The 26,753-nt window shown below is 33.5% G+C and carries 32 protein-coding genes; 14 read left to right on the top strand and 18 right to left on the bottom strand.

The genetic code is table 11. The features are described 5' to 3' along the window. Positions 1-12: 12 nt before the first annotated feature. The 3 genes from HUE88_RS02560 to HUE88_RS02550 are packed head-to-tail and all read left to right on the top strand — an operon-like array spanning position 13 to position 1,133. Entirely contained in the window at positions 13-402 is a 390-nt protein-coding gene (locus HUE88_RS02560) for a chaperone NapD (RefSeq protein ID WP_194370767.1), read from the top strand. Positions 403-405: 3 nt separating this feature from the next. Continuing rightward, the gene (locus HUE88_RS02555) at positions 406-705 is read left to right on the top strand and encodes a hypothetical protein (protein ID WP_194370765.1); all 300 of its coding nucleotides are present in this window, start codon (positions 406-408) and stop codon (positions 703-705) included. Beyond that, positions 705-1,133, top strand: coding sequence for a hypothetical protein (locus HUE88_RS02550; protein ID WP_194370763.1), 429 nt, complete (start codon positions 705-707; stop codon positions 1,131-1,133). Before HUE88_RS02555 ends, HUE88_RS02550 begins: the two co-directional genes overlap by 1 nt. Before the next feature lie 94 nt (positions 1,134-1,227). Here the strand turns inward: HUE88_RS02550 and HUE88_RS02545 are convergent, their stop codons facing one another. From HUE88_RS02545 to surE, 16 genes are all read right to left on the bottom strand, one after another. Next, entirely contained in the window at positions 1,228-2,508 is a 1,281-nt protein-coding gene (locus HUE88_RS02545; RefSeq protein WP_194372487.1) for an aminopeptidase P N-terminal domain-containing protein, read from the bottom strand. Continuing rightward, entirely contained in the window at positions 2,505-3,104 is a 600-nt protein-coding gene (locus HUE88_RS02540) for an ABC-type transport auxiliary lipoprotein family protein (RefSeq protein ID WP_194370762.1), read from the bottom strand. The genes HUE88_RS02545 and HUE88_RS02540 overlap by 4 nt, the downstream gene beginning before the upstream one ends. Positions 3,105-3,107: 3 nt before the next feature. Further along, entirely contained in the window at positions 3,108-4,070 is a 963-nt protein-coding gene (locus HUE88_RS02535; RefSeq protein WP_229860131.1) for an MlaD family protein, read from the bottom strand. Further along, on the bottom strand, positions 4,063-4,803 hold the full coding sequence (locus HUE88_RS02530) for an ABC transporter ATP-binding protein (RefSeq protein WP_194370759.1): 741 nt from the start codon (positions 4,801-4,803) through the stop codon (positions 4,063-4,065). Before HUE88_RS02530 ends, HUE88_RS02535 begins: the two co-directional genes overlap by 8 nt. Then, on the bottom strand, positions 4,803-5,924 hold the full coding sequence (locus HUE88_RS02525) for an MlaE family lipid ABC transporter permease subunit (protein WP_194370757.1): 1,122 nt from the start codon (positions 5,922-5,924) through the stop codon (positions 4,803-4,805). The genes HUE88_RS02530 and HUE88_RS02525 overlap by 1 nt, the downstream gene beginning before the upstream one ends. A 10-nt stretch (positions 5,925-5,934) precedes the next feature. Continuing rightward, positions 5,935-6,429, bottom strand: a complete 495-nt coding sequence (locus tag HUE88_RS02520; protein ID WP_194370755.1) for a chemotaxis protein CheW — start codon at positions 6,427-6,429, stop codon at positions 5,935-5,937. Beyond that, positions 6,429-8,831: a hybrid sensor histidine kinase/response regulator gene (locus HUE88_RS02515; RefSeq protein ID WP_194370753.1), complete on the bottom strand. Its 2,403-nt coding sequence runs from the start codon at positions 8,829-8,831 to the stop codon at positions 6,429-6,431. Before HUE88_RS02515 ends, HUE88_RS02520 begins: the two co-directional genes overlap by 1 nt. Positions 8,832-8,833: 2 nt before the next feature. Continuing rightward, positions 8,834-9,784, bottom strand: coding sequence for a chemotaxis protein (locus tag HUE88_RS02510; protein ID WP_194370751.1), 951 nt, complete (start codon positions 9,782-9,784; stop codon positions 8,834-8,836). A 3-nt stretch (positions 9,785-9,787) separates the two neighbouring features. Continuing rightward, positions 9,788-10,525 (bottom strand): UDP-2,3-diacylglucosamine diphosphatase, encoded by a 738-nt coding sequence (locus HUE88_RS02505; RefSeq protein ID WP_194370749.1) that lies wholly within the window; start codon positions 10,523-10,525, stop codon positions 9,788-9,790. Continuing rightward, positions 10,515-11,519 (bottom strand): N-acetyl-gamma-glutamyl-phosphate reductase, encoded by a 1,005-nt coding sequence (argC, locus tag HUE88_RS02500; RefSeq protein ID WP_194370747.1) that lies wholly within the window; start codon positions 11,517-11,519, stop codon positions 10,515-10,517. Before argC ends, HUE88_RS02505 begins: the two co-directional genes overlap by 11 nt. After that, positions 11,506-12,003: a transcription elongation factor GreA gene (gene greA, locus HUE88_RS02495; RefSeq protein ID WP_194370746.1), complete on the bottom strand. Its 498-nt coding sequence runs from the start codon at positions 12,001-12,003 to the stop codon at positions 11,506-11,508. Before greA ends, argC begins: the two co-directional genes overlap by 14 nt. Positions 12,004-12,035: 32 nt before the next feature. Then, positions 12,036-13,325 (bottom strand): Lcl C-terminal domain-containing protein, encoded by a 1,290-nt coding sequence (locus HUE88_RS02490; RefSeq protein WP_194370744.1) that lies wholly within the window; start codon positions 13,323-13,325, stop codon positions 12,036-12,038. Positions 13,326-13,396: 71 nt separating this feature from the next. Further along, a complete protein-coding gene (locus HUE88_RS02485; protein WP_194370742.1) occupies positions 13,397-13,672 on the bottom strand; it encodes a thiamine biosynthesis protein ThiF in 276 nt (91 codons plus the stop codon). Beyond that, a complete protein-coding gene (locus tag HUE88_RS02480; protein ID WP_194370740.1) occupies positions 13,656-14,036 on the bottom strand; it encodes a hypothetical protein in 381 nt (126 codons plus the stop codon). Before HUE88_RS02480 ends, HUE88_RS02485 begins: the two co-directional genes overlap by 17 nt. Positions 14,037-14,056: 20 nt before the next feature. Next, positions 14,057-14,698: a tRNA threonylcarbamoyladenosine dehydratase gene (locus tag HUE88_RS02475; RefSeq protein WP_194370738.1), complete on the bottom strand. Its 642-nt coding sequence runs from the start codon at positions 14,696-14,698 to the stop codon at positions 14,057-14,059. Between the two features lie 6 nt (positions 14,699-14,704). After that, positions 14,705-15,490: a 5'/3'-nucleotidase SurE gene (gene surE, locus HUE88_RS02470; RefSeq protein WP_194370736.1), complete on the bottom strand. Its 786-nt coding sequence runs from the start codon at positions 15,488-15,490 to the stop codon at positions 14,705-14,707. A gap of 75 nt (positions 15,491-15,565) precedes the next feature. Here surE and HUE88_RS02465 point away from each other — a divergent pair, with 75 nt between their 5' ends. Then, a complete protein-coding gene (locus HUE88_RS02465) occupies positions 15,566-16,117 on the top strand; it encodes a hypothetical protein (protein WP_194370734.1) in 552 nt (183 codons plus the stop codon). 23 nt (positions 16,118-16,140) lie between these two features. On the opposite strand, the gene HUE88_RS02460 is transcribed toward HUE88_RS02465, so the two are convergent. After that, positions 16,141-16,356, bottom strand: a complete 216-nt coding sequence (locus HUE88_RS02460) for a hypothetical protein (RefSeq protein WP_194370732.1) — start codon at positions 16,354-16,356, stop codon at positions 16,141-16,143. Between the two features lie 162 nt (positions 16,357-16,518). Here HUE88_RS02460 and HUE88_RS13965 point away from each other — a divergent pair, with 162 nt between their 5' ends. From HUE88_RS13965 to HUE88_RS02420, 10 genes are all read left to right on the top strand, one after another. Next, positions 16,519-17,706: a methyl-accepting chemotaxis protein gene (locus HUE88_RS13965; RefSeq protein WP_272872703.1), complete on the top strand. Its 1,188-nt coding sequence runs from the start codon at positions 16,519-16,521 to the stop codon at positions 17,704-17,706. A 115-nt stretch (positions 17,707-17,821) separates the two neighbouring features. Beyond that, entirely contained in the window at positions 17,822-19,174 is a 1,353-nt protein-coding gene (gene rho, locus HUE88_RS02450) for a transcription termination factor Rho (RefSeq protein ID WP_194370730.1), read from the top strand. Between the two features lie 2 nt (positions 19,175-19,176). Further along, positions 19,177-19,920, top strand: a complete 744-nt coding sequence (gene murI / locus HUE88_RS02445; RefSeq protein ID WP_194370728.1) for a glutamate racemase — start codon at positions 19,177-19,179, stop codon at positions 19,918-19,920. Between the two features lie 52 nt (positions 19,921-19,972). Continuing rightward, a complete protein-coding gene (locus tag HUE88_RS13960; RefSeq protein ID WP_268245920.1) occupies positions 19,973-20,497 on the top strand; it encodes an EAL domain-containing protein in 525 nt (174 codons plus the stop codon). Next, a complete protein-coding gene (locus tag HUE88_RS13955; RefSeq protein ID WP_347401031.1) occupies positions 20,485-20,976 on the top strand; it encodes an EAL domain-containing protein in 492 nt (163 codons plus the stop codon). The genes HUE88_RS13960 and HUE88_RS13955 overlap by 13 nt, the downstream gene beginning before the upstream one ends. After that, the gene (locus HUE88_RS13780) at positions 20,942-21,709 is read left to right on the top strand and encodes a GGDEF domain-containing protein (protein WP_229860130.1); all 768 of its coding nucleotides are present in this window, start codon (positions 20,942-20,944) and stop codon (positions 21,707-21,709) included. The genes HUE88_RS13955 and HUE88_RS13780 overlap by 35 nt, the downstream gene beginning before the upstream one ends. A 354-nt stretch (positions 21,710-22,063) precedes the next feature. Further along, positions 22,064-24,349, top strand: coding sequence for an ATP-binding protein (locus HUE88_RS02435; protein ID WP_194370726.1), 2,286 nt, complete (start codon positions 22,064-22,066; stop codon positions 24,347-24,349). Further along, on the top strand, positions 24,346-24,753 hold the full coding sequence (locus HUE88_RS02430; RefSeq protein ID WP_194370724.1) for a response regulator: 408 nt from the start codon (positions 24,346-24,348) through the stop codon (positions 24,751-24,753). The genes HUE88_RS02435 and HUE88_RS02430 overlap by 4 nt, the downstream gene beginning before the upstream one ends. Positions 24,754-24,823: 70 nt before the next feature. Continuing rightward, positions 24,824-25,012 (top strand): YgaP family membrane protein, encoded by a 189-nt coding sequence (locus tag HUE88_RS02425; protein ID WP_194370722.1) that lies wholly within the window; start codon positions 24,824-24,826, stop codon positions 25,010-25,012. A 55-nt stretch (positions 25,013-25,067) separates the two neighbouring features. Next, on the top strand, positions 25,068-25,688 hold the full coding sequence (locus HUE88_RS02420) for a Crp/Fnr family transcriptional regulator (protein WP_194370720.1): 621 nt from the start codon (positions 25,068-25,070) through the stop codon (positions 25,686-25,688). 4 nt (positions 25,689-25,692) lie between these two features. Here HUE88_RS02420 and HUE88_RS02415 read toward each other — a convergent pair whose 3' ends face one another. Next, complete coding sequence (locus tag HUE88_RS02415; protein WP_229860129.1) at positions 25,693-26,667, bottom strand: chemotaxis protein CheX; 975 nt, start codon at positions 26,665-26,667, stop codon at positions 25,693-25,695. Between the last annotated feature and the right edge of the window lie 86 nt (positions 26,668-26,753).

Here is a 26,753-nt window from a genome sequence, read left to right as displayed (position 1 = left end):
AAAGGAAGCAAAATGAATGTATCAAGTATAGTAGTTCAAACAGTACCAAAATATTTAGAAGAGGTTGTTCAGAGTCTAAAAGATTGTGAAGTGTGTGATTATCATATGCACGATGAAAAAGGTAGAATCATCATCACAATAGAGGGTAATGGTGTTGCTGAGGAGCTGGAAAAACTTAGAGTAATAGAAGAGATTCCACATGTAGTTGCGGCTGATATGCAAATGGCATACAGTGAAGATGAGTTAGATGCACATATGGAAGTAATTGCTAATGGTGATGCTGTTCCTAAAATACTAAATGACGATAGTGCTAGAGTATCAGATATTACATATAATGGTGATTTAAAGAAAAAAGATGATTTAATCACATTTACTAAAAAATTCGATGAAACTAAGAGATAAAAGATGTCTGCAATATTTAAATCAATAATCAAAATGGCGGATGGCAGTCATGAAGATTGGTATATAGAACTTACAGATACCGCTGATGAGAGGGTAGAAGTTTGCAAAGATTTGCAAGAGTACTCTAAAAAAGTTGAGGAACTTGGCCGTGATTACGGTGGAAATATTGATGAAGTTCTATGGAGTAAAGATGACAACGTACCTCCACATATTATGGACATTGTTAGATTTGAAATGTCCAAGCTTCAAAAAGAGATAGAAGAGAAGACCGGGAAACCACTTATAGATGAGGAGTCTAAATAATGGAAGCAAAAGCTATAAAGACGGACAAGTATTTCACTCTTAATGAAATTTCAAAACATCTTGAAAATGTAGAGTATATTATTATGGCAGCTCCTGCTCCAAGTAAATTTAAAGACACCCCTATTCAGTTTACAATCTTTTTAAATACAGATGAGAAGCTACCCCAAGATGTTAAAGATGCTATTTTAGATAAGTTTTTAGATGAAAACTCTATGAAAAACCCAATAGAGGTAATGAGCCAGTTAATGCCTGTTGGATTTTCAATGAGTGCTCAGGATACTCCAATGCCACTCCTTTTAGTATCACCAGAAGATCAAAGAAGTATACCCTACTCCGTTATGCACGTGATGGACTTTCTAGCTGATTCTGACAACTTTTATGAAGCAAAAACACATAAGCTTACAGGGTGGAGCTATTCGTATAATTAGCCAACTAGACCCTGAATCAAGTTCAGGGTGACGTAGTTGTAGTCATTCCAAAGCGGTGTTGTCGTCATTCCAAACTTGATTTGGAATCTCATCTTTACAGTTTTGACTTATTCTCTATCTCTTCTACCGTTTTTGCTATACCGTAGGAGAGGTTTTTATATCCATTTTGAGTAACTAGAATGTCATCTTCAATTCTAATCCCAATACCTCGATACTCTTTGGGCACATTTTTATCATCTTTGTCTATATACAATCCAGGCTCTATTGTTAAAACCATACCTTTTTTAAGTGGTATTTCTTTCTTTTTATCATCCAAGTAAGGAGCCGTATCGTGAACATCCAGGCCCATCCAATGACCTATTCCATGCGGATAATATTTTTTGTGTTTTTTGTTTTTAATTAGCTCTTTGTAGTCACCCTTTAAAATACCAAGTTTAACCATCCCTTTTGTTAACAGTACCTCCGCTTTAGCTTGTAAATCACTTCGCTTCACGCCTGGTTTAATCATCTCTATTACTTTAAGCTGAGTATTCAAAATTACACTATATAACTCTTTTTGTGCTTGTGTAAACATGCCATTTGCAGGGATGGTTCTAGTTATGTCACTGGCATAATATTCATACTCACAGCCTGCATCTATTAATACAAGCTCCCCGTCAATCATAATGTTATTATTATCGGTGTAATGAAGAGTATTAGCACTGTTTCCAGATGCTACAATAGATGTATAGGCGTCGCTGTATGCTCCATTTTTTTTAAATTCATACTCTATCTCTGCCTGAAGTTCAAACTCATGTTTACCTATTTTTTTGCTATGCATTGCCCGATGATGAGCCGCTGTTGTTATAGCTACTGCTTTGTTTATTATATCTATTTCAGAAGCAGACTTTATTAGTCTCATCTTTTGTACATGTAAAACTATATTGGCAAAAGTTTTAATACTTTTTGCCATCTTCAAAACCTTTTTTACCCTTTTGTCTTTAGAATCTAGATCAGAATATAAATATTTTTTATTTGCTAGATACTCTTTTATACTCTTTTTAAAGTCATCAGTGGTATATATTTCATCAACCAAGAATCTTTTTTTCGCCTCTTTAACCCCTAACCTTTTCCCACTCCAAAGCTCTAACTGTTCATCTTTTTTTTGTAGAAACAACACAGTTTTAACACTATTTTTTTCTTTGACAAAAACTAAGGTTGCGTTATCTTCTTTAAAACCTGTAAGATAATAAAAGTCACTATTTTGTCTATATGGATACTCTGTGTCATTTGATCTGCTCTTACATGTAGCACTAAACATAACACCAACCGAACCACTGTAAAGTTTTTTAGCTAACGTATCTCTTCTTTTTTTGTATTCATTCTCTGTTATCACGTACATGCTCCATTAAGCCACTCTAAAGATTGTTGTAAAACTTTTTCTAATGCATTGCTCAAAGCTTCAACTCCGCCATCTGCATTAAGCGTTGTTGAGTAAACTTTGGACTCAAATGTTTTAGCTGAAATCACTTCTCTAGTTTTAGAATCAATAAGTGTTAAACTTATTACAACATTGGCATATGATTTTTTTAAGTCTGCTGTGTAGTACTGCATAAAATCTTCTATATTTGTTTCCAAAATCAACTCACCGTTACTTCTTGATTTTGATATTTGAACATTTTCAAAAAGATTACTACTCCTAACTTTTTCATATATTTGTAAAGTAATCGCATTGTTTGGTGTTTCACTCCACTCAGATTCAGAGTAGAAAAAGATTTTATTTTCATCTTGCGCATAATGCATTTTTAAAGACATCAGCATACTAGGACTAAACGCTTGTGATACCTTTAATGATTTATCCGAGCAACTATACGCTGCTTTAGTGTTTTTACTCATGTTTTTACTAACTAATCTGTACTCTGTAATAGATGGTTTAGTTGTAGTACAGCCTGAGAGCAAAAGCAAACTTGCAATTATAAAAATTAGTTTCATGTGTTAATCCTCACCTGGTCCTTTTTTTATTTTTTCTTGAGTAAATATCATGTCGCCAGGACTTCTTTCATATCTGTTAATAGCTTCTTCAATTTTTATAACAAGCTGTTGCATAGATAAAAAAGTGTTGTTCATAGTTGGAATAAGATCACTTGTAATCTCTTTAAAATTAAAATCACCACTCGCAACTGCTTCTTTAAAAACATCCATTGAATCTTTAATTCCAATATAACTATTGGTTATTGAACCAAAAGAGTTTGATATTTTATTTTCCCATTCTACACTATTTTGTAAAAACATATCTATGCGTGGCATCATATCATCAATTTTTTTTGTACTGCTGCTAAGGTTTTTCATAGCTAATTTAAAATCATTTATTGTTTTGTCGTCTAACATGTAATTCATTTTATCCATAAACAGAGCACTGTTTTTTAGTAAAAGTGCTATTTGAATCTGATTTTCATCATCGAGCAACTCCTTAGTTCTCATTAATGTTGTTGATAAATTGTCAGAGAAACTTCCAAATGACGATTCAATCTGATTAAACAGTGATGGGATAGTTTTTATAACCGGATACTCATATTCATTATTAGCTTTAAGTGGTTCTGCTTCGCTATCACCAAAACTAAGATTTATGTAGCTTAAACCTGTAATACCATGAGAAGTCAACTTGGCTACAGTTGATGATTTTATCGGTGTTGTTTTTAAAATGGTAATTAGCACTTCAACTTGTTCGGAATTATTTGGATTAATGCTGAGTTTTTCAACTTTACCAACACTAACACCTCTGTACTTTACCGATGCATCAGTATTAAGGCCTAAAACAGATTCATCAAAGTATATAAGATATTTTTGCATCTCATCTTCTGCAGATGGTTTTAAAAGCCAATATGCAAACCCTAGCATCATAGCCAAACTTAAAAGTACCAAAAAACCGACTAAACTATAATTGACTCTATTATTCATAATGATTCCCAAAAAATATCTGTATAAACTCACTCTCTACAGACTTTATCCTATCTAAACTTCCTTCATAAACTATCTTTTTATTGTCAATGATTGCAACAGAATCAAGTGTATCATAAATTGATTGTAAGTCGTGTGAAACCATTACAATTGTTAAGCCTAAAAGGTCTCTAAGTTTTAAAATTAAATTATCAAATTCTCTTGCAGAGATAGGGTCCAATCCGCTTGTGGGTTCATCCAAAAAAAGAAGTTTTGGATCCATTGCCAAGGAGCGTGCCAAGGCTGCTTTTTTCTTCATTCCGCCACTTATTTGAGATGGATACAAATCAGCGTCTTGCAATTTCAATCCGACTATATTTATCTTAAACTCAACTATCTCATTGATCATCTTTGCAGACAAATCAGTATATTCAATAAGAGGAAGTGCAATGTTATCTCTTACACTTAACGATGAAAATAGTGCTCCTCCTTGAAATAAAACTCCCCATTTTCGTCTTAACTGCTGAGCTTCTTCATGTTTAATATGATGTAAGTTATGTCCTAATACTTCTATACTTCCGCTATAACTACTTTGAAGCATCACCATCTCACGAAGAAGAGTAGTTTTCCCACATCCGCTTGGACCTAAAAGCCCATAAATCTCACCCTCTTTTACACTTAAACTAACTCCATTATGCACCAATCTATCATCAAAAATAGTGCTAACATCTCTAACTTCTATAAGATTACTCATTATATCCCCAAGTTAGTAAAGGCTATTGAAAATAGTGCATCACAAATAATGACAGCAAAAATAGATTCTACAACACTTTTAGTTGTGTTAAATCCTATACTCTGGGTGTCATTTTTAACCATTAATCCTCGGTATATTCCTATCGTTGCAATAAAAAAAGCAAAGAACGGTCCTTTAACAATCCCAATATAAAAGTGTTTTACCGCAATAACATCACTAAACCTATCTAAAAAAAGATTTACAGTGATATCCAAATCTACATTTGCCACAAGCATCCCACCTAAAATAGCCATTACATCTGATAAAAAAATAAGTATTGGCATGGCTATCATTAAAGCAATTACACGAGGAAGTACTAAAAACTTATATGGGTCAAAACCCATAGTTCTCATGGCATCAAGTTCCTCAGTGATTTTCATAGCACCTATTTGAGCAGTAAAAGCCGAACCGCTTCTTCCTGCAATTACTATAGCTGTAATAAGTGGTGATATCTCTCTAAGTATTGACAACCCTAGTATATCAACTATAAATACATTTGCCCCGAACAATTTCAATTGAAATGCTGACTGATAAGCTACTACTATGCCTATCAAAAAACTAGTTATAGCTACAATGCCAACTGCTTTTATAGCACTTTCATTTATCTCAAAAGCAATCTCTTTATACCTTATATTTTTAATTGAAAAAAAGTAATAGAGTATATTTATAAATAACTCACCCATAAAAGCCATTAAAGATAAAAATCCTTTATAGCTTCTATGAATTTTAATTCCTATCTTTTCTATAATACTTATATCTTTATTGGGTGAAATTTTAATTGTTTTTTGTTTTTGCTTTTTTATTAATTCTAATATTTCCAATATTTCTTTATTGTTGCAAAGCAGATTGATTTGTATGTTTTTTGAGGAAAGTTGGGTTTGTAAATTGTATATAAAAATTGAAGCGGCACTGTCTAAAAAAAAAAGATTTGAAAAGTCTATCTCTACGATTTTAACACCATTAAAATTTATAGAAGTTATCTGTTTCTGATATTTTGAAATATTATAAAGAGTAAGCTCTCCCGTGAACGCTAAGGAGAGCTTATTGTCTGAATGTTCAATTTCAAGAGATGAGTGATACATGTAAAAACTACTAAAAATCTCTTTCTAGCAGTTTGTTCACTTTAAGAATAGTAATAATTCTATCCTCTTGTTTACCAACTCCATCAATAGCTGTGTCGTCACCATTCATTGTATCTGGAGCTGGACCAATGTCTGATTTTTTAATTCTTATTGCCATTGTAAGTCTGTCTATTACAAAACCTGCAATATCATGCCCATCTCTCATAACAATAAAACGTGTCTCGTCAGTATGCTTTTTAGGAGTTAGCCCAAATTTTATACGAAGATCTATTAGTGGGATAACTGCCCCACGCATATTAAAAACACCAACAACATGTTTTGGAACCTGAGGAACTCTTGTCCATGGAAAAGGCTTAATAATTTCTTGAATTGCTAAAATTGGAATAGCATATTCCTCTTCTCCAATAACAAATCCGACAAGTTGAACTACATTATCAGTAATAATGCCTGTATTATTTTGTTGTGCACTTTGCTTATCAATTATCTGTTTTAATTTATCACTCATTATAAAAACTCCGATTTAAAATTAATATTTCTTTGAACTACACTTGATAGGTAGTCAGCAGAGTATGGCTTAGTAATATATTCAACCATTCCAGATTCAACACCGCGCATACGATCTGACTTACCAGTACGTGATGTTACAGCAATAAGAGGCAAGTTTTTGTAACGGTTATATTTTTTAATCTCATTAGCAAGAGTATAACCATCCATTCTAGGCATTTCAATATCTACCAACATTGCATCAAAATTATGATCACCCTGCTTTAAAATATTTAGTGCTTCTTGTCCATCACCCGCTTCAACTAAAGTAATTCCTAGTGGTTCAAGTGCTTTTCTCATAATTGTTCTATCTGTTTTAGAGTCATCTACAATCATAACTGTGTAATCACTTCTTTTAGTCTTGTCGCGTGACAATAGAGCCGCTTTTTCTGCACTGTCATTACGAACTGTTGATTTTACTTTTTTGGCTATATCCATAAGAGCTATTACATCAACAATTAGTGTAACGCCTCCATCGCCACGGATAGTTGCACCAGCAACACCTTCTATACCTTTTAGGAAATCACCAAGAGATTTAATAACAATCTCCTCTTGTCCAACAAGTATATCTACTATCAAGCCAAGCTTGCTTGTTCCCAAACCGAGAACAACTACATAAGCATGCTCGCTTGAGTCCAATATACGCTCAACCTCAAAAATATCTCCAATATGAACCAGAGAGAGAACCTCATCACGAAGTCTCATAACTGAGCGCCCTTCAACTGTGTAAATCTCATCTTTGGAAATTCTAACAGTCTCTAAAACTGACGCAAGAGGAATAGCATAATGCTCCTCTTGAACACCAACTAAAAGTGCCTGAATAATAGCCAAAGTTAGAGGAATCTTTAACTTAATAGATGTTCCAATTCCAATTTCACTATCAATATCAATGATTCCATTAACTTTTTCAATATTAGTTTTTACAACATCCATACCAACGCCACGACCTGAGACATTTGTAACTACAGCTGCTGTTGAGAAACCTGGCTTCATAATAAGGGCAAAAGCCTCTTTATCGCTCATATTATCAGCTTCTTTCTCAGTAATAAGACCTTTTTCCAAAGCTTTATTTTTTAAGATATCTGCGTCAAGCCCCTTACCATCATCATCTATTTGAATAATAATCTGATTGCCTTCATTGTATGCAGTCAACTTGATGGTACCCTGCTCATCTTTACCCTGTTCAGCACGAACTGATGGGATCTCAATCCCGTGATCGCATGAGTTTCGGATAATGTGGACTAAAGGATCACCAACCTCTTCAACAATAGATTTGTCAAGCTCAGTATCTTCACCGGAGATATCAAGTTCAATTTTTTTATTTAGTTCACGAGTTAAGTCTCGAATCATTCTTGGAAACTTATTAAATACTTTGCCAATAGGAAGCATTCTTGTCTTCATAACAGCTATTTGTAGGTCTGTTGTAACAAGAGAAACAATAGAAACAACTTGATTTAACTCCTCAAGAAACTCCTCCCCCTCATAGCGTTCCTCAACATCATCATTAATCTTAATAAGTCTGTTCTTCGCAAGAACCAACTCACCAATTAAATTCATAAGATGGTCAAGTCTATTTACATCAACACGTATTGTCTGCTCAACAGTACTCGATTTTTTTGCAGGTGCGGCTGCCTTTACGTCTTCAATTGGTTCCGCTTTTGCTCTCGAAGCAGGAGCCACATGTACTGGAGCTGATGCTACAGGCTGAGCAATTATTTCTGGCTCTGAGTAGTAATCTTCATCGTCTGGGTCTAAAGATGGAACACTCTCACCTGCTGCTATTTTAGCTGCTCTTTTAATCTTATCTTCTTCTTGTCTGGCATTTAGAAGCCTCTCTATCTCAGCTTCAAGTTCATCTGCACCCATATTGTCATAATCAGGCTCACTCTCATCGCTTGTTGGTTCTGGAGCTGCTTCTGGCGCAGTCTCTTCCACAACAGGTTCTGGTACTTGTGCTACTGGAGTTTCTACCTTTCCATCTCCGCCGCTGACTCTATCTAGTCTTGCAACACATTCTGACACATCTATACCGGCATCTTGGCTTGTATCACGAATAGTCTCAAGAAGTGATTTCATCAAATCTATAGATTGTAAAATAACATCCATAATATTTGCATCAATTACTAAATCGCCATGTCTAGCTTTGTTTAAAACATCTTCCATGTGGTGAGTTAAGTGTGTCAAAACATCAAAATTTAAAAAAGATGATGCACCTTTAACAGTATGCGCAACACGAAAGATCCCATTTAAAAGCTCTAAATCGTTAGGTCTACTCTCTAACTCTACCAAATCCTGATCTAATTGCTCAATCAGCTCAAAAGACTCAACTAAGAAATCCTGTAGTATCTCCTGAAATTCATCCATATTTACGCTCCTGTTTTCATATGTGCACGTATTATTCGTGACACTTCTTCATAAAATGTTTTAGCCTTAAACTTAACTAAATAACCCTCTCCGCCTGCTTCTTTACCCCTAGCTTCACTAAAGTGATCACTAATAGATGAGTTGAACACGATTGGAATACCTTTAAACCTGACATCATCTCTGACATTTGCTGCAAAATGGAAACCATCCATTTTTGGCATCTCAACATCAGAAATAATAATTTTAAGATTATTTGCTACGTCTTCTCCATATGCTTTGTATATCTCTTCAAGCTTTTCAAGACCCTCTTTGCCATCTCCGGCTTCCATGACTTTAAATCCCATTTTAACAACTGCTTCTTTTACAATCCTTCTAGCAGTTGGACTATCATCTAAAATAAGTGCTAATCCGGTAAATTTTTCTATCTCAGCAGGAACGCTCTGTGTGTCAGGTGCATATAGACCTAAATCTTCAACAACGCTCTCTAAATCCAAAATCAGAAGTACATTGTCGCCCTCTATTCTGGTAACACCTGTTATCTTACTTCCCTCAAGTGTTCCAGAATCACCAACAAAAGATGCTGGCTCTATCTCTGACCAATTAATTCGTCTTATTCTTTTAGCATCATGGACTATAAAACCAATAAGTACATTATTGAATTCTGTAATAATTACTCTTGAATTTTTCTCAGCTTCCTCTGGCACTTTGATTTTCATCCATTTAGCTAAATTAACAACAGGAATCACAATATCTCTTAAATCAAAAATACCCTCTATGTAGTCTGGTGTTCCAGGCAATTCTGTTAAATGTGGTAGTTTAATTATTTCACGAACTTTTGATACATTGATACCATAAATTCCTTCATATACGTTGTCATCCTCTTGCTTAAAAATGCGAAAATCTACAAGCTCCATCTCGTTAGAGCCGACCTTTAGTGATTCATCTCTTGTCATACTTCAATTCCCTTTAGAGAAAATTTTCTCTTGCAATAACTCTGGTTCTTTCGCAGATTTTACAATAAAATATCTTTGATTGCAAGCAAAAGCACCTAAATTTATATATGTAAACTTCTCAAGTATCATAGTTCTGTTTTGATGAAAATGCCCTTCTATAAAGCAGTCACAACTGTATTTTTTTTCTAACCTGTCTGATATATATTTAGTAAACCCAGTAAACTCTTTGCAATCATTTTTTTTACTTAAATGTTTATCTAATTTTTTTAATATGTAGTGCCCAGACAAAGTGTCTATTATGTTTAATATATAAACAATAAGATGGTTTCTAATCATAGATGTATAAATTCTATATCCAAAATCAGACTCTATATCTCCATGTGCTAGTAAAATTTTTTTACCATTATAATCACATGTAACCGGCTGTAATGAAATTGGAAATATTTTTACTTGTGGAAATATTTTCTTTAAATTGAAGTCGTGATTTCCCTCTAGATAAATCACCTCTACATCTTTAGAGATTTCATTTATAAGCTTTACTACTTGAGTGTTTATTTTTTGAGTGTAAAAAACTCCGCCAAACAGAGCATCAAATATATCACCCATAAGAATCAGTTGAGTTGGTTTCAATTTTTTTGAATGGATATCTTTTATAAAATCTAAAAGTTCCGGTCGCATATTTGAGTAGTGTGCATCTGAAACAATAAATGCACCCTCTAAAACTTCTATACTATGGGACATAGGCTATATTTGGAATTCCAGCTGATTCATCAACTCCCATCATAATATTTGCGTTAACTACTGCTTGAGATGAAGCCCCTCTCATTAAGTTGTCAATTGCACTCGATATAAAGAGAACACTACCTTTTTGTTTTACATATATATCACAGAAATTTGTACCAGATACACTTTTCATATCTACAGGATTCTTACATACTCTTACATGTTGTTCGTCTTTATAGAACTCTCTCAACAGTTCAAAAGCATCAAAATCACCACTAACTTGTATATATATAGAACTTATCATACCGCGTGTTACAGGCACTAAATATGGGACAAAATTAACCTCGTCAAAATCTACATGTAGCTTTTGTGCAATCTCCGGAGCATGTCTGTGCATAAGTGGATTGTATGCGAATAAGTTATCATTTACATTTACAAAGTGCGTTACATCACTAAGCTTTTTTCCTGCTCCGCTTACGCCTGTTTTTGCATCTATAATAATAGGTGTATTTTTCAGTCTTTTTTCCATAAAAGGTAAAAGTCCTAAAATTGCAGAAGTTGGAAAACACCCTGGATTTGCCACAAGTTTTGCACTCTTTAAAGCTTCACGGTTAATCTCAGGAAGTCCATAGACTGCATGTGATAAATTTTGGACATCTGTGTGAGGACAATAAAATTCTTCATATAAATCTTGTGTAAGTCTATAGTCGGCAGATAAATCAACCACTTTAACACCTTTTGCTATAAGTGGTTTCACGTAAGCCATAGCGGTCTGATGAGGAACTGCTAAAAATACAAGTTCACACTCTTGTGCCAACTCATCAACATCAGTTTTTAAAACCTTGCACTCATAAACTCCGCTCAAAGATGGGTGAAGATCACTCAGCATTACTCCACCCTCAGAGTTTGCAACGTAAGATAGATTGAATTTTGGATGCTTTATAAGTATTTTAACAAGCTCTAGCCCTGTATAACCGCTAGCTCCGATTATCCCTACATTAATTACACTCAAAGACTATCTCCTGGTATCTAACCTCGTTTATCTCAAACTCTTTCTCGCCGCCTGGCAATCTAACCTTTACCTCATCACCCTCAACTTTTCCTAAAAGTTGTTTTGCCAAAGGCGAACCAAATGATATTAGCCCCATATCAGGGTTGCTCTCACATCCACCGACTATAGTATATACTATCTCTTCATCAGTGTTCATGTCTGTCATCATAATTGTCGAACCAAAACTAATGCGAGAGTGTGTAAGCTCAGATGGATCGACAATTTTTGCACACCCTATAATGTCGGCAAGGTCTTGCAGTCGCCCGTCAATGTGTCTTTGCTGCTCTTTTGCCGCGTGGTACTCTGCATTTTCTTTTAAATCACCATGTTCTAATGCTTCTTCTATATCTCTGACAACTTGAGGTCTTTTTACCTCTTTTAAATTTTTTACTTCTGCTTGGAGTTTTTCATATCCAAACAGAGTCATAGGTTCAACTTTTTCCATAACTATTCTCTTTTAGTGTTTATTTTTTATAATTAATCAAACTTAATATCATTACTGATGCTTACAGCCTCTTTAATATTTTCTATTTTTTTGTTTACAAACTTCATTGAGTAAGACTTTGCTTCATATAAAACTCTCACATCTTTAAGTGTTACGCTGCTGCCATCATACTCAAAAACTGCCTCTGGTTTTAATGTTTTGAAGTTTCTCTTAAAGCTTATGTGCTCTTTTTTACTTACATCTATAGAAATTTCTTGCTCAAAATCTAACTTTCCTTCAAAAGACAAACTTGCAGTAAAATAACCTTTTCTTCCGTTATATTCAAAATTTGTGAGTATTGGTTTACCCCAGGTTATCTCGATAGCTTTTCTCAAGACTCTATCTTCAAGATGTTTTCTAGTTGATGGCTTTGGAATAGTTTGCATCTCCTCTTCAACCAATTTTGAAACCAAACTATTAAAACTTAAGCCATTGTGATTTCCTGCTCTTGCACATCTCACATGACGATTATCCTCTTTACTGCCGTAGTCACTGGAAAAACCGTAACCAAAGTGTACATACCAGACTCTCTCTTGATGTGAGGCATGTATAGATGATGACCAATAGCCTTCAGAAGCGGTGCTATTAAACCCTTTTCTTACAGATGGATTAATCTTTTCTTTATCTGTTATTGTCAGAAGTTGTTCTACTGTCGGTAAATACCAATCGTCTTTCCCATCTAACGCCAGATTTTCACAATACTTTTTAGCACCGTTGTAATCTTTTTGTAAACTTGCAGTTTCGCTGTTATCTTGCCACATTATCCCTGTATCACTATCAGTAACAATATCACCTTTTCTCTTTATTTCTGATGGCTTCTTCTGCTGTGTTCTAACACACTTAACATTATAACTATTTGACTTATCAAGGGTATATGAACGACCATTTTCAAAAAGGAGGTACCATGCATCATTGTTGTTTGAGACGTCAGTAGATGATGACCAGTAAATGTGAGAAGTGACATTGTCAAAACCAGTTTTTATTGCCGGTTTATGCATAGTGTAATCAGCAATACTCTCAAGTTCATTAATAGCTGGCAGTCTCCAGTCTTCATATCCACTCATCACTAAATCTTCACAATAGGATTTTGCCTCACTCCACGTTTTTTGTACTTTATAGTCATCTTTCCACATCATACCCGTCGTACTATCAGTTATTATATTACTTGAATCATCTCTTGTTAGAGTAGATTTTTTTTCAAGTTTTATTGTCTCATTTACAACTATTTCATATGCGAAAGATGTTAAAGCAACCGTAACAATCAGTAGTAACTTTTTTATCATTTATCTATTTCCTTATGGTTTGTTATGTTAGATTTATGGTGAAGTATATCAATAATATAGTTAAATAGACTTTATAGGTTATGGTTTAGTTTACTCATGCTTGAAAGGTCAAACTCAATGTTTTCATCTTTACATGTAATAAAAATAGTGCACCCTCTCTTACTTATTGAGATTGGCTTATAAATATTTTCTAATAGTATTATAGTAGTTTTACTTTGTGGATCGTAAGCTTTGAGCTTATTTTCGTTTATTGTGAAAAGTCTGCCACCGCCACAACCATCGCCAATAATGCCCTCGCATGTAAGCTTTTCATCAAAATTGTTTATTTCTTTAGAACCATGAATCATCTAAACACTCCTCTTTTGCCTCTTTTACAAATGCTTTAAATTCTGTGCCGTTTTTATCTATATTTTTAAACTCATCATACGTATACTCTTTAAAAATTTTATCATCCAAACAGTTGCACAATGTTTCATTATTCTCTTTCTTACATGTAGATATCAGCTCTGTTTTATCTTTATCTTCCCACGTCATATAACTATTGTAAAAAGGGACTATCGCCCAAACAAAAAAAGCAAAAGTCAATACAATATTTACTATATACTCTCTCTTCTTAGTCTCAAAATACTTCTTTAAATCATACGCTATAAAAATAAGAAAAACTACCTCTAAAGTTATTGTGAACCAATCACTGCTTACAAAATCAAACAACTGTTTTTACCCTTAACATCTTATAAACCTCTTATCTTTTTAATCGCTTCTGCACACATAGTAAGCCCAAAAGTTGCAGTTACTCCTACAAAACTTCCTTTATTTTCTGTAACAACAGCCTCTTCTGAGCTAAATATCACTTTATACTTACTTTTGAATTTTCTTCTAGTTAACTCTCGTCTTATCTTTTTACCAAGCGGGTCTCCGGCACTTTTCCAGATATCTGCCACTTGTACTTTTGTGGGGTCTAAGCGTTTTGCAGAGCCAAATGATGAGATTAGTTTTCTGTAACACGCCTGTGCTAGAGCAAGTTTGGCACGAGTATTATCTATAGCATCCAAAACAACATCATATTGTGAAAAGTCAAAATCTCTAACCCATTGCTCCTCTACATGTACATTAATTATTTTTATATCTGGATAGTGCTTTTGAAGAGCCTCTGTCTTTAATTCCCCTACATGTAACTCTGACCACAATTGACGATTTTGATTTGACTCATCATATATGTCATAGTCCACGATTGTAATATCACGAACTCCACTACGGATAAGGCAATCAAGGCAGTGACCGCCAACTCCGCCAACGCCTAAAAGAAGTACTCTAGCGTTTTGCAGTTTTGTGAAATCGTCTTTAAGAAGTTGTTTTATACGCTCATGCTTCATACTCTGTTAATCAATCCAATCTTGAAGTCTGCTCATACTTTTATATGCACTCATATCAAGCTGAATTGGAGTTATAGAGATATTTCCGTCTCTTATCGCCTCATAATCACTCACCCCGATATTGCCGACTCTTGGAGAAAAATTTAAAGGGTGCAAGCCCAACCAATAGTGCTCTTCTCCTCTTGGATTTCTATGTACATGTGAATCATTTGCATAAAACCTGTAGCCGGCATAAGTTACTAGCATTTTTGCCTCTTTTACGTCTGGAGGAATGTTCACATTTAAAAATTCTCTATCAGGAAGTGGGAAAGTGCCATTTTTGATTTTTAAAACAAGTTTTTTTATTGTCTCTTTTGCTAATGTAAAATCCCCCTCAGGATCTGAAAAATCCATTACTTGAGAAATCGCAATAGATGGGACATCATGAAGTACCCCCTCCATAGCTCCAGCGGCAGTTCCTGAGTATGTAATATCTTCACCCATATTTGAACCGCGGTTTATACCGCTGATTAGCAAATCCGGCTTAGAGTCTACAAATATTGTGCTCAAAGAGAGATAAACACAATCACTTGGGGTTCCATCATCAAGTTTGTAAAAATCATCGCCAACACCCACAAAGCGGAGTGGACGGACCAAAGTAAGTGAGTGACCACATGCAGACTTCTCATTTGCTGGAGCTACAACAGTAACTCTTACATCATCCAACTCTCTTAAAGCCTCTACTAAACTAAGAAGACCTTTTGCCTCATAACCATCATCATTTGTTACTAAAATTCTATACTTATTTTTCATAATCTAATTTTATCATAATGTATTTACTTTTCTAACCGATATACTGTAAAGATATAATAATTTTGGAGAGGTATTATGAACACATCTTACGCATTTGACTCTTATAGGTCACACGATTTAAGTATTGCAATGAAAACTTCAAGTGGTGACGTTATTGAGATGGATTTTTCCAATGCACAGTCACTTTCAATGAGCAAAGAGCAAAATGCCAACAGTTCAAAAACATCTATGACATTCTCTTCTATGCAGTCGTTTCAATTTTCTATTGACTCTAACGGCATAGATAAACAAGATCAAAAAGAGATAGATGCTTTTATGAAAATTGCTCAGCCTTTTATAGACAACTTTTTAAAAGAGCTCGAAGATGTTGCACCAAAGTCTCCTGTTTCAAAACTAGCACGTACTATTGCTGGAATTTTTGAGCCAAGCAAAGATAGAGACGATAATTCTAAAAATAATATTAAAACAAATATAGTAAACATGTTTGATAACTCTATGAAAAAACTAGAGACTCCTGAAAAACTCAACACTATTGATACTCTGGATAAAATATTTGAAGATGCTAAAAAGCTTTTGGAAAAAACACTTGAGGAATTTGATAAGTTTAATAAAATTTTATATGCGTAAATAAATATAGCTTAAATAAAAAGTTAAGCTATATTTTGTGTAATTTTGATTAAATCACCGTGGTACAACATATCATACTGTTCTGAGTTTAGGACATTGCTTATAGCAACTAAATCTCTTATCTTCAAAGTGTCAGAACCTATCCCTGAATATAGATAAAGAACTTGATCAATAACATCACTTTTTCTAAAGTATATAAGATTGCAGCTATTTAAATCTCTTAATAAATCATCAAACATACATACCCTTTATTATAATCTATGAAATAATAACATAATTTGTAACAATATAACATATTTAGTTTTATAACATTATATTTTTCTACACATAACATCGGATGATTTTTAATTTTCTAAAGTTTTCATGCATATAACTAACCTACCAATAGAAATTTCATATCTATGATTTGGTATAAAAAATGCTTTGTAATTGTTATGAAAAAACTACTTTTAATTCTTATTTTTAACCTTAGCATTTTTGCTTCATCTATATCTACTGTGCAAGAAAACTATGAACAACTCAATCATGAGATAGACAAAATATCTCTAAAATTAAGTGCTGAAGAAAAAGTATCCATATATTTTTTAATCCTCTCTACACATGAAAAAATTACTTCTGCTCTGTCCACAAACACAACTAAAGTTTCAAGCCTCAAAGAGTTGGAAAAAAACACAATACAAGCAATTTCAAATTTAAAAGAGAATAACAATAAAATAAGCTTCAAAGAGATTGAAAAAGTAAAAGAGCTTTATAAAAAAATGAGTAGCAATGGCTTGGTTCTTATTGAATCAATAAAACAAGAGACTCAAGATAAAATTGTTTATCAAGACAAAATTATATATCAAGACAAAATTGTTTATAAGGAGAAGTTGGTTTATAAAGATAAAATAGTTGAAACCACCTCTCACACTTCAACAGTGATAGCATCTATATTATCTTTAATAGTTGGTTTTATTATAGGACACTTAGTTTCTAAAAATATTTATATAAAGAGAAAAGATCTTCCACAACTAATTATTATAAAAGATTTAGAAGATGAAAAAACAAATCTTTTAAACAGAATCAACAATATTGAAGCAGAAAATGAAAAGCTACATGTAGAAATAAATAAAAAAGCTCTACATGTAGAAAAACAAAACATAGAGCTCACAGAGAAAAACAAGGTATTACACAATCAAGCGACGGAATTAAAAAACTCTCATGCAAATCTGCTCGTAGAACTTAATGAAAAGATTGAAAAACTAGCCCAAGAGAAAAATACTCTTTTTTCTCAGATTCAAGAGAGTGAAACCAACAGTGAGCTAGATAAACAAAACAGTTTTCAATTTGATGAGCATTTACAATCTCTACAACACCAAAGCAGGGATATTTTCAATGTTTTAGATACTATATCAGACATAGCTGACCAAACTAACCTCCTTGCTCTAAACGCGGCAATTGAGGCAGCAAGGGCGGGAGAACATGGCAGAGGATTTGCGGTAGTTGCTGATGAAGTGAGAAAACTGGCAGAGAGAACACAAAAAACACTTAATGAAGCAAGAGTGAATATTTCAGGTGTTGTTGATGCAATTTCAAACCTTAAAATGTAAAAACTTGACTTTAGAAGTTTTATTAGTGTAAAATTGCACAATCAAAAAAGATGTAACGAGCATATCTTAACAACTTTCCCCCTGCAAAAATCCTAAAAACCAAGGCAGCCACCATATGAGTGAAAACAATTCAGAACAACCGCGTAAACCTAGCCCTAAATCTAGCCCTAAGAACAATTCAAAGCAAAGAACTCACAAACCCGTAAAAGGTGCAAGTGTTGAAGAACTTCGTATAAAGAGTATTGATGAGTTAACGGCTTTAGCAATAGAGTTAAATGTTGAAAACCCCAACGAACTTAAGCGTCAAGACATTATCTTTGAAATTCTAAAAGCGCAAACCGAACAAGGCGGTTTTATCCTTTTTAGTGGAATTCTTGAGATTATGCAAGATGGATACGGATTTATCCGCTCTATAGACAAAAGCTTTAACGAGAGTATAAATGATGCTTATGTTTCCAATACACAGATTAAAAGATTTGCACTTAGAAACGGGGATGTTGTAACAGGTCAGGTTAGACCGCCAAAAGACCAAGAGAGATATTATGCTCTTATTAAAATAGAAGCTGTAAACTCACTTCCCCCTGAAGAGAGTAAGAAAAGACCCCTATTTGAGAACCTTACACCACTTTACGCGCTAGACCAAATAAAACTAGAGTACAGAGAAAAAGGTCTAACAGGTCGTATGCTTGACTTATTTTCACCTATTGGTAAAGGTCAGCGTGCCCTTATAGTTGCACCTCCTAGAAGCGGTAAAACTGAACTTTTAAAGGAAATTGCTCATGGTATAACTCATAACCATGCAGAGATTGACCTAATGGTTTTACTTGTTGATGAGAGACCTGAAGAGGTTACAGATATGGAGAGAAGTGTTAAAGGTGAAGTTTATAGTTCAACTTTTGATATGCCTGCAAAAAACCATGTAAAAGTTGCCGAGATGGTAATAGAAAAAGCAAAAAGACGTGTTGAACTAGGTAAAGACGTTGTTATTTTACTTGACTCCATCACCCGTCTGGCACGTGCATACAATACTGTTACACCTTCAAGCGGAAAAGTTCTGAGCGGTGGTGTTGATGCAAATGCTCTTCACAGACCAAAACGTTTTTTTGGAGCTGCCCGCAACATTGAAAATGGAGGAAGCTTAACTATCATTGCAACTGCCCTTGTTGATACAGGTAGCAAAATGGATGAAGTTATTTTTGAAGAGTTCAAAGGTACAGGTAACTCAGAGGTTGTTCTTGATAGAAAAATTGCCGACAGAAGAATTTTCCCTGCAATTGATATTCTTAAATCTGGAACACGTAAAGATGAGCTTCTTATCGGCCCTGAAGTTCTCCAAAAAGTATTTATTCTTCGCCAGATGATACATAAACAAGAGAATGAAATTGAAGCGCTTAAATTTGTTTATACGACTATGGGCAAAAAAGCTACAAATGATGAATTCCTAGAAAGCATGAATACAAACTCATAACAATGAAGATAGGTGTATTTGATAGTGGAATTGGTGGTTTAACGGTTGTTAAATCACTCCTTGAGCACAATCTTTTTGAAGAGATAGTCTACTTTGGAGATACAGCTCGTGTCCCTTACGGTATAAAAGATAAAATAACCATCATTCGCTACGCAATTGAAGCCGTAGAATTTTTCAAAAATTTTGAACTTGACCTTATTATAGTTGCTTGCAACACCGTCAGCGCTTATGCTTTGGATGAGATGAGAGAAGTCTCTGATTGCCCAGTCATAGGGGTTGTAGAAGCCGGAATACTGGCTACAGCCAATGCACTTAAAGATAAAACTTCTAATATACTAATTCTTGGAACAAAAGCTACTATAAACTCAAAAGCTTATGAGATAGGTCTTAAAGCAGAGGGCTTTCATAATCTACAGGCAAAAGCGACAGGACTCTTCGTACCTCTTGTGGAAGAGGAGATTTACTGTGGAGAAATTTTAGAAGCAACATTTAGACACTACTTCAGTCAAACGACAAGTCCAGATGCTATTATTTTAGGCTGTACTCACTTTCCTCTTATCTCTGATGCGCTGCAAAACTACTTCTCAAAAGATAAGATATTAATTCACTCTGGTGATGCTATAGTTGAGTACTTGGAGAAAAACTTTGATTTTAATGTAAAGTACAATAATCCTAAACTGGAATTCTTTGCATCTGAAAATCCGGATGCATTAAAGGCTGTTAGTAAAAAATGGTTGAATATATAAGAAATTAGTTAATTGTAACCTTTTAGATATTATTAAGTATTATTATTCAGTCATGGAAAATAAATTACCAAAAAGATGGCTCAATAATTTAGAAGTTTTAGATATAGCTTTTCAACCAATCATCAACATACATACTGGAAAAATTTTTGCAGTTGAGGCACTTTTGCGCAATTTTCAAGAAGTTGGATTTGCTTCTATTTTCTCGCTCTTCGACCAAGTATATAAAGATAATCTTCTCTACTCTTTTGATATAAAATTACGTGAGAAAGCTTTAAAAAAATTTATACAAATTGATGATTTTAAAGATATTAAACTATTTTATAACCTAGACAACAGACTCTTTGAGATGCCGAACTTCACTCATGGAAATACAAGCAAAATCCTTAAACAATATGGTGTAAAAAAGAACAATATCTGCTTTGAAATCTCAGAGAGACACGAGATATCAAGTGATTGCAATATGGAAAAAATACTTGCACACTATAAAGATTCAAAATACTGTATTGCTATTGATGATTTTGGAGTCGGTCACTCAGGCTATAAACTTCTGTATGACAGCATGATATCATTAAAATAGATAGATTTTTTTTAACAAATATCGAAAAAGATATTAAGAAAAAAATCATGGTAAGAAGTATAACTCATTTAGCTATTCAGCTTGGTATAAAAGTCATAGCAGAAGGAGTTGAAACCAGAGAAGAACTGCTTACATGTAGAGATATAGGTTGCCATCTTGTTCAAGGCTATTTAGTCCAAAAACCAACTACTAATACAAAAGAGATACTCAAAGAGTATGTAAACATCATAGATCTTATAAAAAGCGACAACAGAGTAGTACACGAGGAGTGCAAAACAGAAGTCTACCTAAACAAGGAGCCATCGCTTACTATTGATACAAATATGAGCTTAGTAATAGATTGCTTTAAAAAATATCCTGACTTGTCTATATTGCCAATAGTAAACTCAAATAATGAGCCTATTGGAATACTAGAGCAAAACAAAATAAAACGGAAGATCTCTAATGCTAAACAACGGCATAAAAAAGTCAAAACTTAAAAACATGCTTCATCCTTGCGGAGTAGCTGATATCAACAGCAGCATGTCAACCATTATTGAGCTATTTACAAATAATCCTGAGTCTGTGGGAATTATCATAACAAATAACTCAAAATATTACGGTTTCTTATCTGCTAGAGCCATTATTACAATAATGAATGAGCAAAATTTACTATACGCAATAGAACAAAACCCACTCACTAAACTCCCCGGAAATACAATGATAGAAAAATACATTTCTGATGTGATAAATAATGAAAAAATGCATATGCTATGCTATTTTGATCTTGACAATTTCAAAGCATTTAACGATGCGTATGGCTTTAGAAACGGAGATAGAGTCATACAGCTTTTTGCAGATATATTGAGAAAAAATTTATCCCAAGAGTTTTTTAAAGCCCATATTGGAGGGGATGATTTTTTTACTGCAGTAGAGTACAGCCAAGAGAATGAATACATGTACATCGAAGAAATATTTAATATAGTTACAAAATTCACCGATGACGTAAGAGAGCTATACTCTCATGAAGATAAAATAAAAGGATGCATAATATCAACCGATAGAGATGGAAATAAAAAAGAGTTTCCTCTGCTAAGCGTGAGCGCATCACTTCTTGTAATTCACAAAAAAACAAGAAAAAGATCTCTTGAAAATATTAACCAGATATTATCAGTACAGAAAAAAGTTGCTAAACAAGATACTAATCGTATCTCTATGAGTTGTCTACTATAAACAAAGAGCACAAAACACTGATTCACGCTGGTAGTGCAATTGTAAAGTGCTTAGAAAAAGAGTTTTACATAGTGTATAATACAACAATCCAAAACTGGAATTTTTCGCATCAGAAAATCCGGATGCATTAAAAGCTGTTGGAAAGAAATGGTTAAATATTTAAAAGGATAAATAATAAAAAAGCTATTCTCCGCTAATTACCACCCTCAACTTGTAGAAACAATAGTTAAAGGAAATTTGTCCGGCGGTTTAGCAGCAAATATAATTATTCCTACTTTGGTAACCTATGTTTTTTATAACACAATTCCAAATACCCAGATATTCACTTGGCTATTTTTAAACTACACCATATTTTTGAGTAGAGTTTTTTTTAACAAAAAAATATCTACCAATTTAAATATTCATTTGTTTCATTTATCATTTACATCTTTTCTTTATGCCGCATTAGCATGGCTGAGTCTACTGTATGGTGAAGGAATTCACTTGCTTTTTGCCGGAATGGTTATAGCATCTATCGCAGCTGGCTCGGTCATAACTGTTGTTAGTATTTTTCATTTCTTTGTTATTTATGTAATTGTTCAAATGTCTGGTCTCATCAGTGCCTTTTTATACTCCAATCAAGAAATTTTCTATATAAGTGCTGTGCTTGCTTTTACCTTTAGTATTTTTGTTATATCTAATGGTTATAAGCAGTATTCATCTATAAAAGAGATGTTAAGGCTACATGGTCAAATTAATGATTTACTCGATAATGCAGGACAGGGATTTTTATCATTTGACAAAAATTTAATATGCGAAAGTAGCTTTTCAACTGAGTGCAAAAAAATATTTAATCTTCAAGAACTAGAAGGTCTTGATATATCTCAGCTGCTTTTTAGCCAAAACACAGCAGATAAAGAACTTTTTTGTGAGGGGATAGATAAAGCTGCAAGATGTGATGACAGGCTGATTAGAGATATGTTTTTATCTTTAATCCCAAAAGAACAAATTATAAATAATCACTCAATAAAAATTGAGTGTAAAGCACTTCACAATGGTAAGTTTATGCTTATCCTGACAGATATTTCAAAAACAAAAACTCTAAAATCTAAAGTTGAACATCAACTACAAGTACAAAACATGATTGTGGAGGTTGCTTCAAATAAAAATGATTTTTTAGAGTTAAAAGATGCGTTTAGTACTTTTATAAAAGATTTATCCTCCGACAAGGATGTCTCCGCCGGTGCAATAGATAGATTAAAAAGGGAGTTACACACATTCAAAGGTGTTTTTGCACAAAAAAAGATGATTTATATACCATCCTACATTCATGAAGTTGAATTAAAAATACGCAATATCTCTTTTAGCAGTGAAATCATTCCTGCCGTTATAGAGGCAAACTTACAAGATGAATTTAATAAAGATATAGCTATTGTTCATTCTATTTTGGGTGAAAATTTTTTAAGTTCTAAAAAAGCCATATCTGTCGAGGTTGAGTCCATAAATGAGATTGAGTCAAAATTAACATCAATCAGCTCCAATTCGGAGTATAAAGAACAAAAAGAAATGAACGATGTTTTAGCAAAAGTAAAAAAATTAAAATACGAATCAGTTAAAAGTATGTTGACCCCTTATATTTCTTATGTCAAGCAGTTGTCATCTAAGCTAGAAAAAGAGGTATATGAACTGGAGATACAAGGAGATGAAGATATAAAAGTATCCACAAAAATCAAGCCTTTTATAAAATCACTTGTTCATCTTTTCAATAACTGTGTAGATCATGGGATAGAAGACATTGATACGAGAGCTAATTTAGAGAAAGATGATATAGGTACAATAAAATGTAAGTTTGAAGTTGTACATGATGTTTTAGTCATACAAATAAGTGATGACGGACAAGGAATAGATACAGATAAACTATCGTTAAATGCAATTAACAAAGCTCTTGTAGATGAAGAGCGTATAGCACTGATGAGCGAGCAGGAGAAGTGTAGTCTTATTTTTACTAATAAGCTAAGCACTAAAGATAAAACTTCTATTATCTCTGGTTTTGGTGTAGGGATGAGTTCCATTAAAGATAATTTAGAAAAAATAAATGCTACATACAGTATAAAAAACACACCTGAGCATGGTGTTAGTTTTTCATTTTTTATACCGCTAAACACAGATAGAAATGCAGATTATTCGTATTTAAACAGGTGTGAGAATATTTGCAATTGCATTTGTGAACAAATTGGCATATTTATGAACGAGACGCTAAATATTGAAGTTATTAACACCAAAGAGTTAACTGATCAAATTTTTGAGAATAAATATGTTCAAGCTGAGTTATATGGCAGTTTTAATGGTAAAGTTATTATTGTTTTTTCTAAAGAAATCACTAATTTACTTACCTCTACTTTAATTCCAGATGGCTTCAACGAGCTCGATAAACAGTGTCTTATTCAAGAACTTCCATGTGAAATATTAAATACGGTTGTTGGTCTCTCTATTCAATATTTTGACAAAAACATAAAGGACACAAACCTGTCATCTCCGATAAATTACGACAATTTTAGTTTAATGAATTTGGGAAAAAAGGGCAAAAGTAAATTTGTTAAAGAGATTGAGACATCATATGGTAGAATAATATGCATAGTTACACAAAGGGAAGAACAATGATAAGAATTATGATAGTAGATGACTCATCAATAATAAGAAAGATATTTGCAAAAGACTTACAAGAAATTGGCTACACAGTCGCTGGAGTAGCGAGGGATGGCAAAGAAGCAATTAGTATGTATGAGAATTTAATGCCAGATTTGGTAACGATGGATATTACTATGCCAATTATGAACGGTATAGAGTCATTAAAAGCGATAAAAGCAAAATTTAAAGATGCAAAAGTGATTATGGTTACTTCTCACGGTGAAGAAAAATTAGTAATGGAAGCTTTATCAAATGGAGCAAAGGGGTATATACTAAAGCCTATTACAACTGAAAAAATTCAACAAGCAATATATAAAATTTTCCCAAACCCAATCAATACCAACGAAACTGTTACCGAAATCATAACTCCTATGTAACCTAAGTAGCACACAAAAATTTATTAAAGCTATATACTTCTTATTGTAAAACAAAAACAAAGGAAATAATATGTGTTTTAATGCAGGAAAAGTAGATAGAATAGTTAGAGTTGTTGCTGGTTTAGGTTTGATTGCCTATGGAATTGTTACTGCTAATATGATAGTTGCCGGTATCGGTGCGATACCTCTTTTAACAGGTCTGGTTGGCTTTTGTCCATTTTACCCAATGCTAAAAATTAATACAGGTTGTAAAAAATAGCTACAATCTTTCTTCTATAAATTAGATATAATCTTCATCTAATAGGATGAAGATTATGCAACTACAAGATTTTGATTTTTACGACGAATTAACGAGTGATGAACAGGAACTTTTACTAAAAACTTTAAAGCCTGTATCTATGGATGCCGGTAAAATTCTTTTTTATCAAGGTGATATAACTCAGGACATACTTCTTCTTGAAGATGGTGAAGTAAGAGTATACATGCAAGGAAGTGGCATGAATGAAATCACCCTTTATAGTCTTCGACAAAATGAGCAGTGTATTGTCAACACAACTTCAACTATAAACCAAATTCCAACAATCGGTTCAGCCATAACTACCACTCCAATAAGAGGTTATCTTCTTAATAAAGAGCTTGTTGTAAAGCTAATGAGAGATAACTCCAATTACCAAAGCTACATATTCTCTCTTTTAACCTTGCGATTAGATAGCGTAGCAAGAGTTCTTGAAAACATTAAATTTAAACATCTTGATGAGAGAATATATGAATGGTTGCAAGCTCAAAAAAATCCAACTATACAAATCACTCATGAAGAATTGGCAAACTATATGGGGTCTTCAAGGGTAGTGGTAAGCCGTATTTTAAAAAAAATGGAAAGAGAGTCTCTACTCAAACTCTCAAGAGGTTCTATAGAGCTGATTCATAACTTTTAATAAATCACTCTGTGATAAACATATAGTACGGTTTACCGGCAAGCTGCATATCAATCCAAATGCCGTTACGTCCGCCGATTTCGTTGCGTATCAAATCTACGCAGACATATGTTTTAGGAAGTTCAAAAACTACTTTTATATTTTTATTTGATAATATTGTTTTTGCACTTCCTGTTATAACATTGCAAAACTCACCTACTCCGTCCATTATGCTTGCATTGTCATTTTCATCAATCTTCTCACCAATAAATGACTCCATAGCTATAAGAACAATATCTTTTGGAAACAAAAGTGCAAAATAGCCATTTAAATCGCCACTGAAGTGCATAACAGAACATACTATATCCGCAGAAGAGTCAAGATCAAATTTTTTAATGCTATGTGATAATTTTTCCGCTTCAAGTCCCGTAAAAGAGACAAGCGTCTCTACTGCCGTATCCATAAAAACAGGAAGGTTTATTATAAGCTTTTTTGAGAGTGATATATTTTTCTTCTCAATATTTTTAACTTTAGAACTAGAATTAAGAGAACTGTGTGTGATTATTATATCGCTTGATTTATTACTGCAAAGATATTGAAAGTCACTTGCATCATCTGCCACAACTATTGTGTATCCGTATTTTGAGAGCTCTTTTGAAAGCTCTTTTGCGTTTTCTTTATCTTCATCATATATCAAAACTCTCATCCCACTCTTATATGCTTTTGGGTCAAGAAATAATTTTGTAGCACTGATATTTTTAAATAGCTTTAGCTGAGTGTTTTTAGAGAGTGTTTTTAAATGTTTGTACAGTGGTATGCTGTAATCAATAAACGCTATAGTGATTTTCAGCTTTACACTCAAATCATTTAGCTTTTTAACTATTGCACGCATTCCATTGGCAGTACCGCCTTCATATGTAGCACCACTTAGTGAGACGACAACAGCACTGAATTTTTTATCAACCGCTATCTCCAGCTGTTTTGCTATTGAACTTGCCAATAAGGAAACTCTAGACTCTTCTATCACCCCCTCTGTAGCTAACCATTAACATATCTTTTTTACTATTGCCCAATTTACACTCTTTA

The sequence above is a fragment of the Candidatus Sulfurimonas baltica genome (assembly GCF_015265455.1).
GTDB lineage: Bacteria > Campylobacterota > Campylobacteria > Campylobacterales > Sulfurimonadaceae > Sulfurimonas > Sulfurimonas baltica.
Note: the sequence above shows the minus strand (reverse complement) of the source record. Positions and strands in the feature narration are given on the sequence as shown.

What these genes read in the sequence shown, in the direction of transcription:
- HUE88_RS02525 (WP_194370757.1), bottom strand. Translation starts at nt 5,924, where the DNA reads ATGTATCACTCATCTCTTGAAATTGAACATTCAGACAATAAGCTCTCC.
- HUE88_RS02420 (WP_194370720.1), top strand. Translation starts at nt 25,068, where the DNA reads ATGCAACTACAAGATTTTGATTTTTACGACGAATTAACGAGTGATGAA.
- HUE88_RS13960 (WP_268245920.1), top strand. Translation starts at nt 19,973, where the DNA reads ATGGAAAATAAATTACCAAAAAGATGGCTCAATAATTTAGAAGTTTTA.
- HUE88_RS13965 (WP_272872703.1), top strand. Translation starts at nt 16,519, where the DNA reads ATGATTTGGTATAAAAAATGCTTTGTAATTGTTATGAAAAAACTACTT.
- HUE88_RS02425 (WP_194370722.1), top strand. Translation starts at nt 24,824, where the DNA reads ATGTGTTTTAATGCAGGAAAAGTAGATAGAATAGTTAGAGTTGTTGCT.
- HUE88_RS02490 (WP_194370744.1), bottom strand. Translation starts at nt 13,325, where the DNA reads ATGATAAAAAAGTTACTACTGATTGTTACGGTTGCTTTAACATCTTTC.
- HUE88_RS13780 (WP_229860130.1), top strand. Translation starts at nt 20,942, where the DNA reads ATGCTAAACAACGGCATAAAAAAGTCAAAACTTAAAAACATGCTTCAT.
- HUE88_RS02535 (WP_229860131.1), bottom strand. Translation starts at nt 4,070, where the DNA reads ATGAATAATAGAGTCAATTATAGTTTAGTCGGTTTTTTGGTACTTTTA.
- HUE88_RS02510 (WP_194370751.1), bottom strand. Translation starts at nt 9,784, where the DNA reads ATGACAAGAGATGAATCACTAAAGGTCGGCTCTAACGAGATGGAGCTT.
- HUE88_RS02515 (WP_194370753.1), bottom strand. Translation starts at nt 8,831, where the DNA reads ATGGATGAATTTCAGGAGATACTACAGGATTTCTTAGTTGAGTCTTTT.
- HUE88_RS02465 (WP_194370734.1), top strand. Translation starts at nt 15,566, where the DNA reads ATGAACACATCTTACGCATTTGACTCTTATAGGTCACACGATTTAAGT.
- HUE88_RS02555 (WP_194370765.1), top strand. Translation starts at nt 406, where the DNA reads ATGTCTGCAATATTTAAATCAATAATCAAAATGGCGGATGGCAGTCAT.
- HUE88_RS02460 (WP_194370732.1), bottom strand. Translation starts at nt 16,356, where the DNA reads ATGTTTGATGATTTATTAAGAGATTTAAATAGCTGCAATCTTATATAC.
- HUE88_RS02505 (WP_194370749.1), bottom strand. Translation starts at nt 10,525, where the DNA reads ATGTCCCATAGTATAGAAGTTTTAGAGGGTGCATTTATTGTTTCAGAT.
- HUE88_RS02430 (WP_194370724.1), top strand. Translation starts at nt 24,346, where the DNA reads ATGATAAGAATTATGATAGTAGATGACTCATCAATAATAAGAAAGATA.
- murI (WP_194370728.1), top strand. Translation starts at nt 19,177, where the DNA reads ATGAAGATAGGTGTATTTGATAGTGGAATTGGTGGTTTAACGGTTGTT.
- HUE88_RS02560 (WP_194370767.1), top strand. Translation starts at nt 13, where the DNA reads ATGAATGTATCAAGTATAGTAGTTCAAACAGTACCAAAATATTTAGAA.
- surE (WP_194370736.1), bottom strand. Translation starts at nt 15,490, where the DNA reads ATGAAAAATAAGTATAGAATTTTAGTAACAAATGATGATGGTTATGAG.
- greA (WP_194370746.1), bottom strand. Translation starts at nt 12,003, where the DNA reads ATGGAAAAAGTTGAACCTATGACTCTGTTTGGATATGAAAAACTCCAA.
- HUE88_RS02550 (WP_194370763.1), top strand. Translation starts at nt 705, where the DNA reads ATGGAAGCAAAAGCTATAAAGACGGACAAGTATTTCACTCTTAATGAA.
- HUE88_RS02520 (WP_194370755.1), bottom strand. Translation starts at nt 6,429, where the DNA reads ATGAGTGATAAATTAAAACAGATAATTGATAAGCAAAGTGCACAACAA.
- HUE88_RS02475 (WP_194370738.1), bottom strand. Translation starts at nt 14,698, where the DNA reads ATGAAGCATGAGCGTATAAAACAACTTCTTAAAGACGATTTCACAAAA.
- rho (WP_194370730.1), top strand. Translation starts at nt 17,822, where the DNA reads ATGAGTGAAAACAATTCAGAACAACCGCGTAAACCTAGCCCTAAATCT.
- HUE88_RS02485 (WP_194370742.1), bottom strand. Translation starts at nt 13,672, where the DNA reads ATGATTCATGGTTCTAAAGAAATAAACAATTTTGATGAAAAGCTTACA.
- HUE88_RS02530 (WP_194370759.1), bottom strand. Translation starts at nt 4,803, where the DNA reads ATGAGTAATCTTATAGAAGTTAGAGATGTTAGCACTATTTTTGATGAT.
- HUE88_RS02540 (WP_194370762.1), bottom strand. Translation starts at nt 3,104, where the DNA reads ATGAAACTAATTTTTATAATTGCAAGTTTGCTTTTGCTCTCAGGCTGT.